The organism is Streptomyces sp. NPDC021622 (assembly GCF_040640795.1).
In the GTDB taxonomy this organism is placed as follows: domain Bacteria; phylum Actinomycetota; class Actinomycetes; order Streptomycetales; family Streptomycetaceae; genus Streptomyces.
In genome coordinates this window covers 214,253-230,589 of record NZ_JBFACK010000007.1, presented here as the reverse complement: position 1 = coordinate 230,589, position 16,337 = coordinate 214,253, and the positions used below count along the sequence as shown (strand labels likewise).

The following is a 16,337-nucleotide window of genomic DNA, read 5'->3' as shown; positions in this document are numbered from 1 at the left end:
TCCTCCTTCACGACTCCACGACCGGGACGGCCCAGCTTCACCGCCGCCCGTCACGCGCCCGTCACCGCAGGCCCGGGGGACAGCACGATTCCGGCCCCCCGGTCCAGCGAGCGCACCCGGAAGCGACGGCCGCCGCGCCGCTGCCCGAAACCCTTGACCCGGTAGGGGAACCGGGACTCCGTCCACAGGCAGGCCGCCCCGCCCGGCGAGAACGACAGCGCGGACACGGCACCGAAGCGGAACCCGCGCACGGGGTGCTGGCGGTAGGGAAAAGTGACGTCGAACTCCAGCACGCGACGCCCCGTCACCGCGTACCAGGCGGGGCGGAGCGCGGCGACGGCGGGAAGCCGTCCCTCCGTGATCTCGGCGGCGCGCTCCCCGCCGAGGACGAGCACCGCGAGGCGGCGGTACACCGACTCGTACACGACGAGATCCCCGCTCAGCCAGGCCAGCGAGGTGGAGATGTGCGGCGGCGGATCGGCGCCCATGTTCCGCCAGCCCGCCCCCTCCCACAGCCGCAGCTCGACTGCGCCGCGGGTGCTCTGCGGCAGGACGGTCACCAGAAGCCGACCCCCGTCCGGCGCCGCGGCGAGCGCGCCGATCCGCCCTCCGGGGCGCGGCACGGGCTCGGCGGCAAGACCCGGCAGGGAGATGCGGACGAGCTGCGCGGCGCCGGGCCCGGCCGCCGCCCACAGCCTCCCCGACACGTCCTGGGCGAGATGCACCGCCGCCGGTGCGCCGGCGCGCACGGCCAGCGGACGCCCCCGGTCTCCGACGCCCGCGTAAAGCTGCCAGCCCGCCGCCGTACTGAAGAAGCTCAGCACGTGGGTCCCGGCGGGCAGTCCTTCTTCCCGCCACGGTAGGCCGCGGGGGCATCGTCCCAGCCGACGCAGGTGCCGAGCGCCTTCGGCTTGGGATCCATTCCGGCACAGCAGGCACGGGCCAGCGTCCCGGCGAACGTATTGCTGTTGGGGCCCGTGAGCTTGTAGAGGCTGGGGTTGTTGTACGCACGGAACGCGGCGGCCATGCACTCGGGGACGGAGGTGACGCCGGCCTTCGGCTCACAGGTCAGACAGGTAGGCGTCTTGCCGCAGGGATCGGGGGAGTTGTCCCACTTCTGGCCCGAGGTGCCGGTGAGCGGGTTGTCCAGGGTGCCCTGCGGGCACATCGGGCTGATGATCGCGTAGTTGAAGGGCGGCGCGTCGATATACGCATGGTTGCCGAACGGCCCGATCTGCAACGGCCGCGCACACACCCGCACCCCGCCACTGCCCGTGACGGGCCCGATGCTCGGCGGCCGAGGCGCCACCACCGGCCCCACCTCACTCCCCGCACCCGCCGACGCCACCTCCTCCCAACCACGGCTGGCCCCACCCCCACCGGACTCCCCGCCTCCACCGACGCCGGGCCCGGACGTCCCGTCCGAGAGGCGGCGCAGCATCTTCTCGGCGGAGTGCTCGGCCGTCGGACTCTCCGCGCTCGCCGACGATGTGTCGTCCCAATTCGCCCACGCTGCAACGGACTTGTCGCCTCCGCCGATGCCGGGCTCGGACGTCCCGTGCGTCAGGCGGCGCAGCATCTGCTGGGAGGCGTGCTCGGCCGTCGGACTCTCCGTGCTTGTCGGCGGTGCCTCTCCCCAACTCGCCCTCGGGTCACCGGACTTGTCGCCTCCGCCGACGCCGGGCTCGGACATCCCGTGCGACACGCGCCGTAGCACCTGCTGGGCGGAGTGATGTTCCGCCGCCGGACTCTCTGTACTTGTCGGCGGTGGGTCTCCCCAACCCGCCCTCACCCCAGCAGACGTGTCGCCCCCGCCGAGACCGCGCCCGGTCATCCCGTCCGACAGGCGCCGCAGCACCCGCTCGGCGCCCGCGTCGGCCGCGCGCTCCTCTGGAGCGGACGGGTCGCCGACCCGCATCGGCCGCACCGGGCCCGCGCCCCCGCCGGAGCCCCGCTGCTGCAGTACATGCGTCAGCTCATGGGCCAGCACGCGCGCGCCCGCGGGCTCCTCGGGCCGGTAGCCGCCCGTGCCGAACACGACATGCTCGCCCACCGTGTACGCCGTGGCATCGAGTTCGCTCGCCGTGGCGGCGGCGAGCGGACCCGTGTGCACCCGCACCGAGCCGAACCCCGCGCCGAAGCCCCGCTCCATCGTCCGGCGGACCCCCGGCCCCAGTGGCCTGCCCGGCTGCGCGAGTACCTGATGCACCCCGGCGGGCACCGGGGGCGCGGCGCCTGCCCCGCCGCTGCGCCGCACCTTGTCGCGATCGCAGCCATGCGGCGGGCAGGTGTGACCGCCGCAGCGCCGCACTACAGGGGGCGCGTACGTATTCATCGCTCCAGACCAGCAGGGGCGCGTCACCGCCGCGTCACGCCGCCGGGCCCGGCCCCGCGGCGCGGTACAGCAGGGCGACGAGGCCCGGCGCGGGCCGCACGCCGAGATCCCGGTCCAGGAGCCGCGCGTACGCGTCCAGGCTGCGCCGCCCCTCGATCCAGTTGCCCTCGGCCAGATGCGCCTCGATCAGTACGCGCTGTGCGCTCTCCCGCAATGGCTCGGCGCAGACCGCCGCCATCGCGGCCTCCACGGATTCCGCGTGCAGCCCCCGGTGGGCCAGCTGCCTGCTCTGTGCCTCAAGGGCGTGCAGCAGCCGCTGCCGGACGCGCTCGCGCTCGATCAGCGCCCAGTCCTCGTACCAGCCCGGCAGCAGGTCGAGCGCCTCCACGTCACGCGGCACCATCCGCAGCTCGGCGCTGGACGCGGTCCCCTCGATGACCCGGGTCGCCCACCGGCTGATCGCATCGACGTCGAGCACGACATCGGCCCGCAGACAGAGGCCGTACTTGTCGGTGTCGAGCAGCGGCACGCCCATCTGCCGCAGCCGCCACAGCGCGGAGCGCAGATTGCCGCCCGCCCGTGCCTCGTCGTTGACCGGCCACAGCGATCCGGCGGCGGACAGCCGTTCCACGCGGCCGTGGCGCAGCGCGACGAAGACGAGCAGGCGCTTGCCGCTCCGAGGCACCTCCATGCGGCGTGCGCCGACGCTGACGAAGGGTTCCCCGAGGAGGTGCAGGACAGGGAGCGGGTGGAGCGGGTCCCCCGCGATGACTGCCTGAGGGAAGTCGGGCACGGTCACGCACCCCCTGAACGGCCGGCCGCGGCGCGACGGGGGACGGATTCGTCCCCGGTCGGTCACCGGGCGCTGAGTGCCGGTGTATCAGGGTGTCTCAGGACTCCGGCTCCCCGGCGAGAAAGGCGAGCAAGAACTCCCGCACGGTCTGTACGGCGGTCTCGGCATCTGTCGTAGAGGACCGCACGGCCGCCGTGTCGCGCTCGACGTCCGCGTACGTCCGCACCGTGATCAGCACGCCACGGCTCTGCACCTCCACCCGCACCAGACAGACGCCGGCCCTGGGCTGCTCGGGAAGCATGAGCGCAGCCTGCCAGGCCGCCGTCACCGTGGCGTTGGGCCTGGCACATCAGGGACGTACCGGAGCGGACCCGGTACCTGAAGCGCAGTGCGCTGCCGCGTGGCCGGCCGAGTGACCGACCGGCGGCGCCCATCCGGGCCACGCACCGTACCCGTACGGGTGACCGCCCGGCGCGTCCCCTTGGTGAGCGCCGGTGACGGAGGTGCCCTGGCCTCTCTCCGACGCCGCAGCGCACCACCGTCCCAGGAGGTCCCATGAGGTCCCGCCCCACGTCCCGCCTGCGCCCCCTCGCCACGACCGCGACAGCGCTGATCGCGCTCTCCGCGGCGGCCCCCGCGTACGCCGTCGAGCTGCCCCCGCAAAACCGAGGCAGCCTCTTCCTGACCGTCTCAGGGGCCGAGAACACCTGGATCCGCGGCGTGCTGCTGAGCTGCGAGCCCGAGCCGTCGGGGCAGCATCCGCACGCGGCGAAGGCCTGCGCGGCGATCGAGAAGGCGGGCGGCGACTTCGACGCGCTGCCGGCGGAGTCGGGGATCTGCACCAAGCAGTACGCACCGGTCACTGTCAGCGCGAGCGGTGCCTACCGCGGGCGCCCGGTCGCCTGGCACAAGACGTACGACAACGCCTGCACGATGACGTACTCGACGGGCGACGTCTTCCGCTTCTGACGCCGCCCCGCATGCCGTCCTGCCGCTGTCGCGCTGCGCCCCTCAGGGGGTGCTGCGCGACAGCACCATCGCCAAGGTGAGCATTCCGATCACGACCCAGCCGAACCACAGCCAGCCGTTGCTCCCGAGCGCCACGCTGTAGGCCGTCACCGCGACCAGACCGCCGATGGTGAACACGCCCATCGTCTTCGTCGAACCAGGCATAGCCCTGCCTCCTCCCGGCAGCCCCGGCGCCTCGACGCCAAGACCGCGGCCTGAGACCATCCTGACCCGCGAAGCCCCTTCGCCGCTAGCGCCCGCGTGCGGCCAGTGATGCCAGATAGGCGTTGTACGCCTCCAGCTCCTTGTCACCGTCACGGTCCGCGGCCCGGTCCGTACGCCGTGCCTGGCGCTGTTCGGAGCGGTACCACTGGAAGAGCAGCGCGAGCAGCACAAGCACCGAAGGCACTTCGCTGAACGCCCAGGCGATGCCGCCCGCGGCGCTCTGATCGGACAGTGCGTCGATGCCGAGGGAGGCGGGCGGGTTCTTGTAGGTGCCGATCATCGGCTCGGACGCCATCATCAGCGCGATGCCGAAGAACGCGTGGAAGGGCATGCCCGCGAAGAGCTCCAGCATCCGCATGATGTAGCCGGGCCGGTGCGGCCCCGGGTCCACGCCCATGATCGGCCAGAAGAAGACCAGGCCGACCGCGAGGAAGTGCACCATCATCCCGATGTGGCCCGCCTTGGAGCCCATCAGGGTGTCGAAGAGCGGCGTGAAGTACAGCGCGTACAGGCTCGCGATGAACAGCGGGATGGTGAACGCGGGGTGCGTGATGATCCGCATGTACCGGCTGTGCAGCACCCAAAGCAGCCACTCGCGCGGGCCCTTGCGTCCCTTGCCCGCGACCGGAAGGGCCCGCAGCGCGAGGGTGATCGGGGCGCCGAGGAGGAGCAGGATCGGCGAGAGCATGCTGATGATCATGTGCTGCACCATGTGCACGCTGAACATGACCATGCCGTAGTCGTTCAGCTTGGTGCACATCACGAGCAGGACGGTCAGGACACCCGCCACGAAGGACACCGTGCGGCCCACCGGCCACTTGTCGCCGCGCCGTACGAGCCGCGCCACGCCCCAGCCGTAGAGGGCCAGGGCCACCAGGCTGCCGATGAGGAAAAAGGGGTCGGCCGAGAGTTCAAGACCCCGCCCCAGCGTGAACGGCGGCAGGTCCATGTTCATGCCGTGCCCGCTGTGATCCATCCAATGGCTCCTGTTTCGTGCGGTTGTGCGCTGTGTGTCCGCACCAGACTAGAACGGCCCCCGGACGCCGTTGCGTCCGGGGGCCGTTCGAATCGTCTTGCGTTACAGCACGCACTCCGCCTCGGCGTACCGCTCGTCCGGCACCGTCTTCAGCGTCTCGACCGCCTCGGCGAGCGGCACCATCGTGATGTCCGTGCCGCGCAGCGCCGTCATCTTGCCGAACTCGCCGCGGTGCACGGCCTCCACGGCGTGCCAGCCGAAGCGCGTGGCGAGCACCCGGTCGTACGCGGTGGGGGTGCCGCCGCGCTGGACGTGCCCGAGGATCACCGGACGCGCCTCCTTGCCCAGGCGCTGCTCCAGCTCGCCGGAGAGCCGCGTGGCGATGCCCGCGAAGCGCTCGTGGCCGTACATGTCCTTGACGCCCTCGTCGAACTCCATGGAGCCGGGGGCCGGCTTGGCGCCCTCTGCGGCGACGACGATGGCGAACTTCTTGCCCGCGGAGAAGCGCTCGCCGACCTTCGCGGTCAGCTCCTCGATGTCGAAGGGGCGCTCCGGCACGACGATGGCGTGCGCACCGGCGGCCATGCCCGAGTGCAGGGCGATCCAGCCGGTGTGCCGGCCCATGACCTCGACGATCAGGACGCGCTGGTGGGACTCGGCGGTCGTTTTGAGACGGTCCAGCGCCTCGGTGGCGACACCGACGGCCGTGTCGAAGCCGAAGGTGACGTCGGTGACGGCGATGTCGTTGTCGATCGTCTTCGGTACGCCGACGATCGGCAGCCCGCCGTCGGACAGGAGACGGGCCGCCTTGAGCGTGCCCTCGCCGCCGATCGGGATGATCGCGTCGAGGCCGAGGTCCTGGACGTGGCCCTTGGCCCGCTCCACGCCGTCGCGCAGATGCGCGGGCTGGACGCGGGACGAGCCGAGAATCGTTCCGCCGCGGGCCAGGATGCCGCCGACCGCGTCAAGGTCGAGCTTGCGGTAGTCGCACTCAAGGAGACCCTTCCAGCCGTCGTGGAAGCCGATGACCTCGTCGCCGTGGTCGACGACGGCGCGGTGCACGACCGAACGGATGACGGCGTTCAGGCCGGGGCAGTCGCCGCCGGAGGTCAGGACACCAATGCGCATAGCCCGGGAAACCTTTGCAACGTGGGCCGAAGTCCGGACCACGTCGTCCGGCTGGAACCCCGCCACCCTATAGGCGGCAGGGGGCGGGGCCGCACCGGGCGTCCGACTGCTGGACGCCGCCGCTCACTTGTGCGGCAAGGGCTTCAGGCGGGCTGCTGGGCCGCCGCAATGCGCTCGGCGCGCAGCGCCTCGTACCAGCGGTCGTCCGTCGGCGGCAGCGCGTTCACATCGAGGGCCAGCTTCAGGAGCAGGTCTGCGATCTGCGGGTTGCGGGCCAGGACCGGGCCGTGCATGTACGTGCCGAAGACCGTGCCGTTGTACGCGCCCTCGGTGCCGTCGCCCGTGCCGTTGCCCCGGCCGAGCGTGACGCGCGCGAAGGGGCGCGCGGAGGGGCCGATGTGCGTGATGCCCTGGTGGTTCTCGAAGCCGGTCAGCGGGGGCAGGCCCAGCTGCGGGTCGATGTCGCCCAGGACGTCGCCGACGCACCGCTCGCCCTCGCCGCGCGTGGAGATCACGTCGAGCAGGCCGAGGCCCGGCTCGCGCTGGCCGAGGTCGTTGATGAACTCCTGGCCCAGGATCTGGTAGCCCGCGCACACCGAGAAGACGATCGCGCCGTTGCCGACCGCGCGCTGCAGACCGCCGTCGCGGCGAAGGCGCTCGGCGGCCAGACGCTGCGGTCGGTCCTCGCCGCCGCCGATCAGGTAGATGTCGCCGGAGGTGGGCACCGGCTGGTCGCTGCGCACGTCGTAGCGCTCGACCTGGAGGCCGCGCTGGTGGGCGCGGCGCTCCACGACCAGGGCGTTGCCCTGGTCTCCGTACGTGCTCAGCAGGTCGGGGTAGACCCACACCAGCCGCAGGCTGTTGTCGCTCATGCTCATTCGTCCCTACGAGGGTCTAGAGGGTCCGGTGGGGTCAGTTGCCGACGCGGCGGCGCAGGTCCTGGAACGCGGTGTAGTTCGCGATCGTCTCGATCCGTCCTGGCGGCGCGAGCTGCACGGCCTCGTCGAGGGACTCGCAGACCCGGAAGTCAAGGCCCGCGACCTCGAGACGCACGGCCAGGTCCAGCTTGCGGTCGCCGAGCACGAAGATCGGGTGTCCGGCCAGACGCGTGTAGTCGACGTCCCACAGCCAGGAGGTGTCGGTGCCGTCGGCGCCGCGGGCGTTGACGGAGAGCACCACGGGGGTCGGCGGCGGGTCGATCAGAGAAAACGTTTCGAGCCAGCCGGCCGGGTTCTTCGCGAGCAGCAGACGCAGATCGCGGCCCTGGAACTGCACGACGTCATAGCGTCCCGCGACGGCCTGCACCTGGTACATGCGCTCCAGGGCGACCTGCGGGGGTACGCCGAAGACGGCGGCGACGGCGGCCGACGTGGTCGCGTTGGCCTTGTTCGCGCGGCCCGGCAGCTGCAGATGGATCGGCCAGGCCGAGCCGTGCGGGTCCAGGACGTGGTCGCCGGAGAGCACCCAGCTGGGTGCGGGGCGCCGGAAGCCGCACTCGCCGCAGAACCAGTCGTCGCCGGGGCGCTGCATCACGCCACCGCAGGAGGGACAGGACCAGGCGTCGTCCTTCCACTCCTGGCCCGCGGCCACCCACACCACGTTCGGGGACGAGGACGCGGCCCAGACGACCAGCGGGTCGTCCGCGTTGGCGATCACGACGGCCTTGGAGCCCGAGAGTCCCTCACGCCAGTTCTCGGCCATCATGCGGGTCTCTGCGGCGCGGTCCAGCTGGTCGCGCGAGAGGTTGAGCAGCGCGATCGCCTTCGGCTCCACGTCACGGGCGACACCGGCGAGGTACTTCTCGTCGACCTCGATCACGCCGTACTTGGCGTCCGAGCCGCCCGCGAGGGCCGAGGTGATGCCGGCCGGCATGTTCGCGCCCAGCGCGTTCGACACCACGGGCCCCGCGGCGCGCAGCGCCTCCGCGAGCAGCCGGGTCGTGGTCGTCTTGCCGTTCGTGGCGGAGACGAGCACCACGTCCAGGTGCGTGGCAAGACGCCCGAGCAGGTCGGGGTCGAGCTTGAGTGACACGCGGCCGCCGATCACCGATCCGCTGCCGCGGCCCGCCGCGCGCGAAACGGCCGCGGCGGCCTTGCCTGCCGTCACGGCCAGCTTGGCCCGCGGCGACAGCGGGTCCGTGTTGCCTGCCATCAGTTCTGGATCCTCCTTGCGTACGGCGCCGCGTCTGCCCCCGGCAACGCGATGGACCTCAGCCTATCGAGATCCACTCGCAAGCCCGAACCGCGGCACCACCCCGGCCCGGGGCTTCCCAAGGACCGTACCCTTGCCGCCATGCGACACGGCTCGATCCCGGGCGCCTCAGGGCGCGTACGACCCCTGACCCTGCTCGGTGACCCCGTGCTGCACAACCGGTGTGCGGAGGTCACCGACTTCGGCCCCGAACTGGCCCGGCTCATCGAGGACATGTACGCCACGATGTACGCCGCCCAGGGCGTGGGCCTCGCTGCCAACCAGATCGGCGTGAACCAGCGGGTCTTCGTGTACGACTGCCCGGACGACGAGGACGTGCGCCATCTCGGGTACGTGGTGAATCCGCGCCTGGTCGAGGCGGACGGCGTCAGCGTGCGCGGGCCCGAGGGCTGTCTTTCGCTGCCGGGTCTCGAGGCGAGCACGCCGCGCTTCGACCACGCGGTGGTGGAGGGTGTCGACCGGCTGGGGGAGCCGGTGCGGGTGCACGGCACCGGCTGGTTCGCGCGCTGCCTGCAGCACGAGTGCGACCACCTGGAGGGCGGCGTCTACACCGACCACGTCACCGGCTGGCGGCGGCGCAGGGTGCTGCGGGCCGCCGCCAAGGCGTCCTGGAGCGGCTGAACCCCGCCCTGGGGCCCGCTCAGAAGCCGGGGCCGCCGACGCGGTCGGCCGCCGCCGCGAGCCTGCCCCACAGCAGATCGGCCAGGCTGCTGACCAACTCGGCGCGCGAGCACGGCCGTTCGCCGAGCCACCAGTCGCCGGCGGCGTGCATCATGCCGACGATGCCGTGCCCCCACACGCGGGCGAGCTGTGCGCTGCCAGGACCGAGGTCGATCCGCTCCTCGATGACCTGCGCGAGTTCCTCGCCCATGCGGCGCAGCACCGGGGCGGAGTGCAGGCCCACGTCGAAGCCCTGCTCGCCGGAGGTGGCGCCGTCCGACGGGTGCATCAGGAACCGGTACACCTGCGGGCGGGCCTCGATCGCCGCGAGGTAGGTGTCGAGCGTCTGCTCGACCCGCTCCCTGCGCTCGGCAGGGGCGTCCAGGGCGGCGCGCAGCGAGCCGAGGAGCGCGTCGGTGTGCCGCTTGGCGAGCGCGGCGTACAGGCCGCCCTTGTCGCCGAAGTGGCGGTACAGGATCGGCTTGGTGATGCCCGCCTCGGCGGCGATGGCGTTCATCGAGGCACCGGGACCGTCGCGCAGCACCACCCGGTCGGCGGCCTCCAGCAACTCGCGCCGCCGGCGCTCGGCAGACCGCTGCTGCTCGGTCTGCTGTGTGGTGGTCTCCATAGCGTTTCTCTCCCCGCCCGTGCGATTGCGTGACGCACGCGCAACGTAACACCCCGCAGGATGCGCCCATCGAACGGGCGGCCGGGAGTTGACATCGGCTACCGGCCGGTAACAGACTCCCGTTACCGCAAGTAACGCTTGTCTTGATCGCAGGTCCTGGAGGGGTCATGGCCGAGTTCACCATGGAGCTCAACGACGAACAGAAGGAGGTCCGGGACTGGCTCCACGGTTTCGCCGCTGATGTGATGCGCCCCGCGGCCGCCGAGTGGGACGAGCGCGAGGAGACGCCCTGGCCCATCATCCAGGAGGCCTCGAAGCTGGGAATCTACTCCCTGGACTTCTACGCCCAGCAGTTCTTCGACCCCACGGGCCTCGGCATCCCGATGGCGACCGAGGAGATCTTCTGGGGCGACGCGGGCATCGGCCTGTCCATCATGGGCACGGGCCTGGCCGCCGTCGGCGTGCTGGCCAACGGCACCGAGGAGCAGATCGGGACCTGGATCCCGCAGATGTACGGCGACGTGAACGACGTGAAGGTGGCCGCTTTCTGCTCCTCCGAGCCCGACGCGGGCTCGGACGTGGCGGCGATGCGCACCCGCGCCGTCTACGACGCGGCCAAGGACGAGTGGGTCCTCAACGGCACCAAGACCTGGGCGACCAACGGCGGCATAGCCAACGTCCACGTCGTCGTGGCCGTCGTCGACGCCGAGCTCGGCTCGAAGGGGCATGCCTCCTTCATCGTCCCGCCGAACACCCCCGGCCTCTCCCAGGGCCAGAAGTTCAAGAAGCACGGCATCCGCGCCTCGCACACCGCCGAGGTCGTCCTGGAGGACGTACGGATCCCCGGGCACTGCCTGCTCGGCGGCAAGGAGAAGCTGGACGAGCGCCTGGCCCGCGCCCGCGAGCGCGCAAAGACCGGCGGCGAGCGCGTCAAGAACGCGGCGATGGCCACCTTCGAGGCCTCGCGCCCGGCGGTCGGCGCCATGGCCGTGGGTACGGCGCGTGCCGCGTACGAGGAGGCCCTGGAGTACGCCAAGACGCGTACGCAGTTCGGTCGCCCGATCATCGACAACCAGGGCATCGCCTTCCAGCTCGCCGACATGCGTACGCAGATCGACGCAGCCCGTCTGCTCGTCTGGCGTGCCTCGTGGATGGCGAGCACCGGCAAGAAGTTCGAGTCGGCCGAGGGCTCCATGTCCAAGCTGTACGCGAGCGAGGTCGCCAAGAAGGTCACCGCACAGGCGGTCCAGATCCTCGGCGGCAACGGCTTCACGCGCGAGTACCCGGTGGAGCGCATGCACCGCGACGCCGCGATCTACACGATCTTCGAGGGCACGAGCGAGATCCAGCGCCTGGTGATCGCCCGTACGTTGTCGGGGATGCCGATCCGCTGATCGGTGTTGCACGTGAACCTGCGCCCTTGTCGCCGCCTTTGTGGTGACAAGGGCGACTTCTTTGTGGCTAGGGCGTGTACACGTACGGCGTCGTCACGCTCAGCGGTGCGAATCCCAGGCGTTGGAGGATCGGGCGGCTGTCGTCGGAGGCGTCCACCTGGAGGTAGCGGTAGCCGCGTTCGGCGGCGATGCGGGTTCGGTGGGCGGTCAGGGCGCGGTAGATGCCCTTGCCGCGCCAGCGCGGTGCGGTGCCGCCGCCCCACAGTCCTGCGAAGTCGGTGCCGGGGTAGAACTCCATCCGCGCCGAGCTCACCGGCTCGTCGCCCGCCATGGCGACGACGGCGACGATGGTGTCCGGGGTCTCGGCCAGCTGCGTGAGGACCCGCTTGGCGAGGCGCTCGCCGAGTCCCGAGCTGTCCTCGCCGAACGCCACGTTGTGGGCGTCCGCCATCAGCCGGACGCCGGCCGCGTCCGTCACCGGGAGCAGCCGTACGCCTTCCGGGAGTTCGGGCTCCATGGGCAGTGCCGCGGTCTCGGCGACCATCACCGTCTCCGGCGGTTCGGGCACGAAGCCGGCCGCCCGCAGCCGGTCGGCGAGGTCGGCGGGGCGGTCGTGGGAGTGCAGCTTCCACTCGAACTCGCGCCCGAGAGCGGTGTAGTACCGCACCTGCTCGGCGATCGTGGCGTCCGCCGTGGCCGCGTCGACGTCCGCCCAGTGGATGCCGTTCCAGTCGTGTGCCGCGCCCGTCTGCCGGACGACGGCCCCGACCCGCTCGACCCGCGCGCCGGGGCTGTCGCTGCGCGCCTCGCGCCTGATCTGCCGGTCGTACTCCGCGAGCACCGCTGCGTGATCCATCCGGTCACTCCAGCAGTGGCCCGCGGGGCACGGCAACCCAATTACGTCGCGCGGCGCTCCAGTTCCACCTTCGGAAGCAGCGTGCGCAGCCGACCCGGCAGCCACCACGCCCGGCGGCCGAGCAGCTGCATCGCCGCCGGGACGATCAGGCAGCGGATCACCAGGGCGTCGAGCAGGATCGCCACGGCGAGGCCGAGGCCGAACTGCTGCAGCATCCGGTCGGGGCTGAGGATGAACGCCGCGAAGACCACGATCATGATGGCCGCGGCCGCCGTGATCACCTTGCCGGTGGCGGCCAGGCCCTCGCGGACCGCGGCCTCCGGGTTCTTGGTGCGCTCCCACTCCTCGTGGATGCGGGACAGCAGGAACACCTCGTAGTCCATCGAGAGCCCGAAGACGATCGCGAAGATCATGACGGGGATGAAGGCCTCGACCGGGCCCGGCTCGACGCCGAACCAGCCGTGCTGGAAGACGAGTGTGATCACGCCGAGTGCCGCTCCGATGCTGACGAGGTTGAGCAGCGCGGCCTTGAGGGGGATCAGCACGGACCGGAAGACCAGCAACAGGAGCAGGGCCGAGAGGCCGACCACGATCGCGACGAACAGCGGCATGCGGTCGGCGACCGTGTGCGCGAAGTCCTCCGTGGCGGCCGTCGATCCGCCGACCAGGAACTCCGCGCCGGTCTCCCGCTCAAGGGCGGGCAGTACGTCACCCCGCAGAGCGGCCACCAGGTCCGAGGTCGCCTCCGCCTGCGGTGCGCTGTCCGGGAAGGCCATGACCGTGGCGACCGACCCGTCCTCGGCCGGGACGGGCGGGCTCGCGGCGGCGATGCCCGGCGTCTCGGCGAGGGCGCTCTGGAGCCGCTCCGCGGCGGGCCGGCCGCCGCCGTCGGCGACGATCACCAGCGGGCCGTTGAAGCCTGGCCCGAAGCCCTCCGCGAGCAGGTCGTAGGCCTGGCGGCTCGTCGACGACTCCGCGTCGTTGCCCGCGTCCGCGAATCCGAGGCGCAGACCGGCGGCCGGCGCGGCGAGCGCGCCGAGCGCCACGACCGACAGCAGCAGCGCGGCCCACGGACGGCGCTGAACCCGCTCGGCCCAGCGCCGCCAACGAGCCCCCTCCGGCGGCCTGTTGCGCCGCTCACGCTTGGCCGCACGCTCCATGACGTGCCGGTGGATGCGCCGGCCGAAGACACCGAGGAGCGCGGGCAGCAGCGTGAGCGAGGCGAGCATCGTGACCAGGACGGTCAGCGCGACCGCGAGCGCGACGCCCTGCAGCGAACCGATCCCGAGGGCGACCAGGCCCATCAGCGCGATGATGACCGTGCAGCCCGCGAAGAAGACGGTGCGGCCCGCCGCGTCCAGGGCCGTGCGCGTGGCCTGCTCCGGGGTGACGCCCTTGAGCAGTTCGCCCCGGTAGCGGGAGAAGATCAGCAGCGCGTAGTCGATGCCGACACCGAGCCCGACCAGCATCATGACCGGCGGCGTGAAGTCCGCGACGTTCGCCAGGTGCGAGGCCAGCGCGATGAGGCCGATCGAACCCCCGACGGCGAACAGCGCGGTCACCACCGGCAGGCTCGCCGCGACGAGCGACCCGAAGAGGAAGACGAGGATGACCAGGGCGCCCAGGATGCCCGCGCCCTCGGCCGGACCCCCGCCGCCCTCCTCCGCCTCACGGACCGCGTCACCGCCCACCGATGCCTCAAGTCCGTCCCCCGCGACGGACTCGGCGGTGGCGATGACCTTGCGCACGTCCTCTTTCGCCACCTCGCGCGAGGTGCCGTCGAGCGTGACCGTCGCGTACGCGATCGTGCCGTCCTCGGAGACGGCAGCCCGGTCCTCGTAGGGACTGCGCACATCGGTGACACCCGGCAGGCCCGCGACCTCGTCGAGCATCGGCTCGACGCGCTCGCGGGCGCCTTCGACCCCCGAGCCGTCCTTGAGGACGATCTGTACGACGTCGCCCGCCTGGGCCGCGCCGTGCTCCTCCAGGAGTGTCCGCGCGGACTGCGAATCGGTGCCGGGCAGCGAGAAGTCGTTGTGGTAGTCGCTGCCCACCAGGCCCGCGACGGCGGTGACCCCGATGACCGCGGCCACCCACAGCGACAGGGCCCGCCATCTGTGGCGGTGCGAGAAGGCGGCCAGGCGCTCGAACAGGCCGGCGCGGCGGGGAGGAAGACCGGTAGGGGCGGTGAGAGTGTCCACATCCAGCAGGCTAGGAAGCGCAAGACGCCGGATCGTCGCCCGCACGGGGGCACCGCACGACGACCGCCTACCCCACGAGTTGTGGGCGTGACCCGATCGCGTACCCCGCTGGTTGCGGGGCCGCTACCGCTGGTCGAGCCAGCCGGGCAGCCGCATCCCCGACTCGTACGCGATGATCACCAACTGCGCCCGGTCGCGCGCGTCGAGCTTGGTCATGATCCGGCTGACATGGGTCTTCGCCGTCGCGGGGGAGAGCGTCAGCTCGGCGGCGATGCCGTCGTTCGACAGGCCCGCCGCGACCAGCGCGAGCACCTCGCGCTCCCGGCTCGTCAGCGGGGCGAGCCGTTGCGCCGGATCGGGCGGCGCGGGGGCGCGCATGGCGAGATCCGCGATCAGCCGGCGGGTGATCGCCGGGGCCAGGAGCGCGTCGCCGCGGGCCGCCACCCTTACGGCGTGCAGCAGTTCGGCCGGTTCGGTGTCCTTGAGCAGGAAGCCGCTGGCTCCGGCGCGCAGCGCGTCGTACACGTACTCGTCCAGGTCGAAGGTGGTCAGGATGACCACCCGCGTCATGGCGAGTGCCGGGTCCGCGACGATCCGGCGGGTGGCCTCGATGCCGTCGGCGACCGGCATCCTGACGTCCATCAGGGCGACGTCCGGGACGTGTTCATGGGCGAGCCGGACCGCCGCGTCGCCGTCGCCCGCCTCCGCCACGACGCTCAGGTCCTCCTCGTCGTCGAGGATCGACCGGAAACCCGCGCGCACCAGGCGCTGGTCGTCCGCGAGCAGAATCCTGATCACGCCGTCAGCCTTTCACCGTCGTACGGAAGGGCCGCATCGACCCGGAATCCCCCCTGGGAGTCGCGGCCCGCGCTGAACGTGCCGCCCGCCTCCTCGGCGCGCGCCCGCATTCCGCGGATCCCGCTGCCGTCGCCCTGCGGCACCGGCGGCCGCGCCACCCCGTCGTCCCGGACGCACAGGGTGAGGCCGCGCTCGCCGTACTCCACGCGCACGAGCACCGCCCTGGCCCGGGCGTGCCGGATCGTATTGGTGACCGATTCCTGGACGATGCGGAACGCCGCCGCGTCGATTCCGGCCGGCAGCGCCCGCGCCTGGCCCACGGACTCCGTCCGCAGCGTGAGACCGGACCGCTCGGCGCGCTCGGCCAGCTCGGGCAGCCGGGCCAGGGAGGGCCCGGGCGCCGGCCGGGTCGGCGCGGCCTCGCCCCGCTCCCGGAGCACTCCCAGCGCCGCCCGCACCTCGGTGAGCGCCTCGCGGCTGGTGTCCTTGATGGTGCGCAGGGCCTCGGCGCCCTGTGCCGGATCGCGCTCCAGGCGGTGCAGCGCGGCGGCCGCCTGCACATGGATCACGGACAGTGTGTGGCCGAGGACATCGTGCAACTCGCGGGCGATCCGCAGCCGTTCCTCGCCCGCCACCCGTTCCTCCGCCTCGCGCAGATAGGCGGCCCGCTGCCGTGACACCACGCCGATCGCCACCGCGGCGACCAGCCAGCCGGTCATCAGGACCAGTGAGATGCCGTCGATCGGGGGATTCGCCTTGTGCAGGGAGCCGAACCCCACCCCGCCAAGCGCGAGCGCCGCGAGCACGACCGCGACCAGGAGATGCCCGGCGGCCGACACCGCGTACAGCGCGACGGCGAAGACCAGCAGCAGTGGCCCGTCCGTCGCGGACAGCAGGTAGTACGCGGCGGTGCCGGCCAGCGTGAGGACGCCGACCGTCACCGGGTGCGTGGTGCGGAAGTGCAGGGCGCCGCAGGTGAGTACGAGGATGACGAAGGGCAGTGCGTCGTAGCGCCCCGGCCCCTCGCCGCGGACCAGGGCGACGAGGGCGCCGACGGTGACGAACAGCGCGACGGCGACGGTCACGAGCATGTCGGTGTGCTGCCGGGGTCGGAGGTTCACGTA

17 protein-coding genes are annotated in these 16,337 nt (G+C 72.1%); 3 read left to right on the top strand and 14 right to left on the bottom strand.

What is annotated here, in order from left to right; all coding sequences use genetic code 11:
- Positions 1-50 precede the first annotated feature (50 nt).
- The 4 genes from AB0G47_RS16465 to AB0G47_RS16450 form a co-directional block, all read right to left on the bottom strand.
- Positions 51-824, bottom strand: coding sequence for a hypothetical protein (locus AB0G47_RS16465; RefSeq protein ID WP_360769587.1), 774 nt, complete (start codon positions 822-824; stop codon positions 51-53).
- Positions 818-2,209: a DUF4157 domain-containing protein gene (locus tag AB0G47_RS16460; protein ID WP_360769584.1), complete on the bottom strand. Its 1,392-nt coding sequence runs from the start codon at positions 2,207-2,209 to the stop codon at positions 818-820. Before AB0G47_RS16460 ends, AB0G47_RS16465 begins: the two co-directional genes overlap by 7 nt.
- A 160-nt stretch (positions 2,210-2,369) precedes the next feature.
- Complete coding sequence (locus AB0G47_RS16455; RefSeq protein ID WP_360769581.1) at positions 2,370-3,128, bottom strand: BTAD domain-containing putative transcriptional regulator; 759 nt, start codon at positions 3,126-3,128, stop codon at positions 2,370-2,372.
- Between the two features lie 97 nt (positions 3,129-3,225).
- The gene (locus AB0G47_RS16450; protein WP_360769578.1) at positions 3,226-3,429 is read right to left on the bottom strand and encodes a hypothetical protein; all 204 of its coding nucleotides are present in this window, start codon (positions 3,427-3,429) and stop codon (positions 3,226-3,228) included.
- A gap of 254 nt (positions 3,430-3,683) precedes the next feature.
- On the opposite strand from AB0G47_RS16450, the gene AB0G47_RS16445 reads away from it, so the two are divergent.
- Positions 3,684-4,097, top strand: coding sequence for an SSI family serine proteinase inhibitor (locus AB0G47_RS16445; protein WP_360769575.1), 414 nt, complete (start codon positions 3,684-3,686; stop codon positions 4,095-4,097).
- Positions 4,098-4,139: 42 nt separating this feature from the next.
- On the opposite strand, the gene AB0G47_RS16440 is transcribed toward AB0G47_RS16445, so the two are convergent.
- From AB0G47_RS16440 to AB0G47_RS16420, 5 genes are all read right to left on the bottom strand, one after another.
- Positions 4,140-4,301 carry a hypothetical protein gene (locus AB0G47_RS16440; protein ID WP_167828718.1) on the bottom strand — a complete coding sequence of 54 codons (162 nt, stop codon included), beginning with the start codon at positions 4,299-4,301 and terminating at the stop codon, positions 4,140-4,142.
- Positions 4,302-4,386: 85 nt separating this feature from the next.
- Complete coding sequence (locus AB0G47_RS16435; protein WP_360769572.1) at positions 4,387-5,337, bottom strand: cytochrome c oxidase assembly protein; 951 nt, start codon at positions 5,335-5,337, stop codon at positions 4,387-4,389.
- 102 nt (positions 5,338-5,439) lie between these two features.
- Positions 5,440-6,465 (bottom strand): 6-phosphofructokinase, encoded by a 1,026-nt coding sequence (locus AB0G47_RS16430; protein ID WP_266873684.1) that lies wholly within the window; start codon positions 6,463-6,465, stop codon positions 5,440-5,442.
- Positions 6,466-6,608: 143 nt separating this feature from the next.
- Positions 6,609-7,337 carry a glutamine amidotransferase gene (locus AB0G47_RS16425; protein WP_360769568.1) on the bottom strand — a complete coding sequence of 243 codons (729 nt, stop codon included), beginning with the start codon at positions 7,335-7,337 and terminating at the stop codon, positions 6,609-6,611.
- 40 nt (positions 7,338-7,377) lie between these two features.
- A complete protein-coding gene (locus tag AB0G47_RS16420; RefSeq protein WP_360769565.1) occupies positions 7,378-8,616 on the bottom strand; it encodes a MurT ligase domain-containing protein in 1,239 nt (412 codons plus the stop codon).
- Between the two features lie 141 nt (positions 8,617-8,757).
- Here AB0G47_RS16420 and def point away from each other — a divergent pair, with 141 nt between their 5' ends.
- Positions 8,758-9,297, top strand: coding sequence for a peptide deformylase (gene def, locus AB0G47_RS16415; RefSeq protein WP_360769563.1), 540 nt, complete (start codon positions 8,758-8,760; stop codon positions 9,295-9,297).
- A gap of 19 nt (positions 9,298-9,316) precedes the next feature.
- On the opposite strand, the gene AB0G47_RS16410 is transcribed toward def, so the two are convergent.
- Positions 9,317-9,964 (bottom strand): TetR family transcriptional regulator, encoded by a 648-nt coding sequence (locus AB0G47_RS16410; protein ID WP_266873681.1) that lies wholly within the window; start codon positions 9,962-9,964, stop codon positions 9,317-9,319.
- A 167-nt stretch (positions 9,965-10,131) separates the two neighbouring features.
- Here AB0G47_RS16410 and AB0G47_RS16405 point away from each other — a divergent pair, with 167 nt between their 5' ends.
- On the top strand, positions 10,132-11,358 hold the full coding sequence (locus AB0G47_RS16405; protein WP_135330086.1) for an acyl-CoA dehydrogenase family protein: 1,227 nt from the start codon (positions 10,132-10,134) through the stop codon (positions 11,356-11,358).
- Between the two features lie 67 nt (positions 11,359-11,425).
- On the opposite strand, the gene AB0G47_RS16400 is transcribed toward AB0G47_RS16405, so the two are convergent.
- The 4 genes from AB0G47_RS16400 to AB0G47_RS16385 all read right to left on the bottom strand — a co-directional run bounded on the left by AB0G47_RS16400 (position 11,426) and on the right by AB0G47_RS16385 (position 16,334).
- The gene (locus tag AB0G47_RS16400) at positions 11,426-12,214 is read right to left on the bottom strand and encodes a GNAT family N-acetyltransferase (protein WP_360769559.1); all 789 of its coding nucleotides are present in this window, start codon (positions 12,212-12,214) and stop codon (positions 11,426-11,428) included.
- Between the two features lie 41 nt (positions 12,215-12,255).
- Positions 12,256-14,367, bottom strand: coding sequence for an MMPL family transporter (locus AB0G47_RS16395; protein ID WP_360769996.1), 2,112 nt, complete (start codon positions 14,365-14,367; stop codon positions 12,256-12,258).
- A gap of 171 nt (positions 14,368-14,538) precedes the next feature.
- On the bottom strand, positions 14,539-15,213 hold the full coding sequence (locus AB0G47_RS16390) for a response regulator transcription factor (RefSeq protein WP_360769556.1): 675 nt from the start codon (positions 15,211-15,213) through the stop codon (positions 14,539-14,541).
- Complete coding sequence (locus AB0G47_RS16385; RefSeq protein ID WP_360769553.1) at positions 15,210-16,334, bottom strand: sensor histidine kinase; 1,125 nt, start codon at positions 16,332-16,334, stop codon at positions 15,210-15,212. The genes AB0G47_RS16390 and AB0G47_RS16385 overlap by 4 nt, the downstream gene beginning before the upstream one ends.
- Positions 16,335-16,337: the final 3 nt, after the last annotated feature.

Bases quoted from the DNA above. Each gene is read 5' to 3' on its own strand.
- AB0G47_RS16400 (WP_360769559.1), bottom strand. From the start codon at position 12,214: ATGGATCACGCAGCGGTGCTCGCGGAGTACGACCGGCAGATCAGGCGC.
- AB0G47_RS16430 (WP_266873684.1), bottom strand. From the start codon at position 6,465: ATGCGCATTGGTGTCCTGACCTCCGGCGGCGACTGCCCCGGCCTGAAC.
- AB0G47_RS16410 (WP_266873681.1), bottom strand. From the start codon at position 9,964: ATGGAGACCACCACACAGCAGACCGAGCAGCAGCGGTCTGCCGAGCGC.
- AB0G47_RS16425 (WP_360769568.1), bottom strand. From the start codon at position 7,337: ATGAGCGACAACAGCCTGCGGCTGGTGTGGGTCTACCCCGACCTGCTG.
- AB0G47_RS16450 (WP_360769578.1), bottom strand. From the start codon at position 3,429: ATGCTTCCCGAGCAGCCCAGGGCCGGCGTCTGTCTGGTGCGGGTGGAG.
- def (WP_360769563.1), top strand. From the start codon at position 8,758: ATGCGACACGGCTCGATCCCGGGCGCCTCAGGGCGCGTACGACCCCTG.
- AB0G47_RS16405 (WP_135330086.1), top strand. From the start codon at position 10,132: ATGGCCGAGTTCACCATGGAGCTCAACGACGAACAGAAGGAGGTCCGG.
- AB0G47_RS16445 (WP_360769575.1), top strand. From the start codon at position 3,684: ATGAGGTCCCGCCCCACGTCCCGCCTGCGCCCCCTCGCCACGACCGCG.
- AB0G47_RS16435 (WP_360769572.1), bottom strand. From the start codon at position 5,337: ATGGATCACAGCGGGCACGGCATGAACATGGACCTGCCGCCGTTCACG.
- AB0G47_RS16420 (WP_360769565.1), bottom strand. From the start codon at position 8,616: ATGGCAGGCAACACGGACCCGCTGTCGCCGCGGGCCAAGCTGGCCGTG.
- AB0G47_RS16440 (WP_167828718.1), bottom strand. From the start codon at position 4,301: ATGCCTGGTTCGACGAAGACGATGGGCGTGTTCACCATCGGCGGTCTG.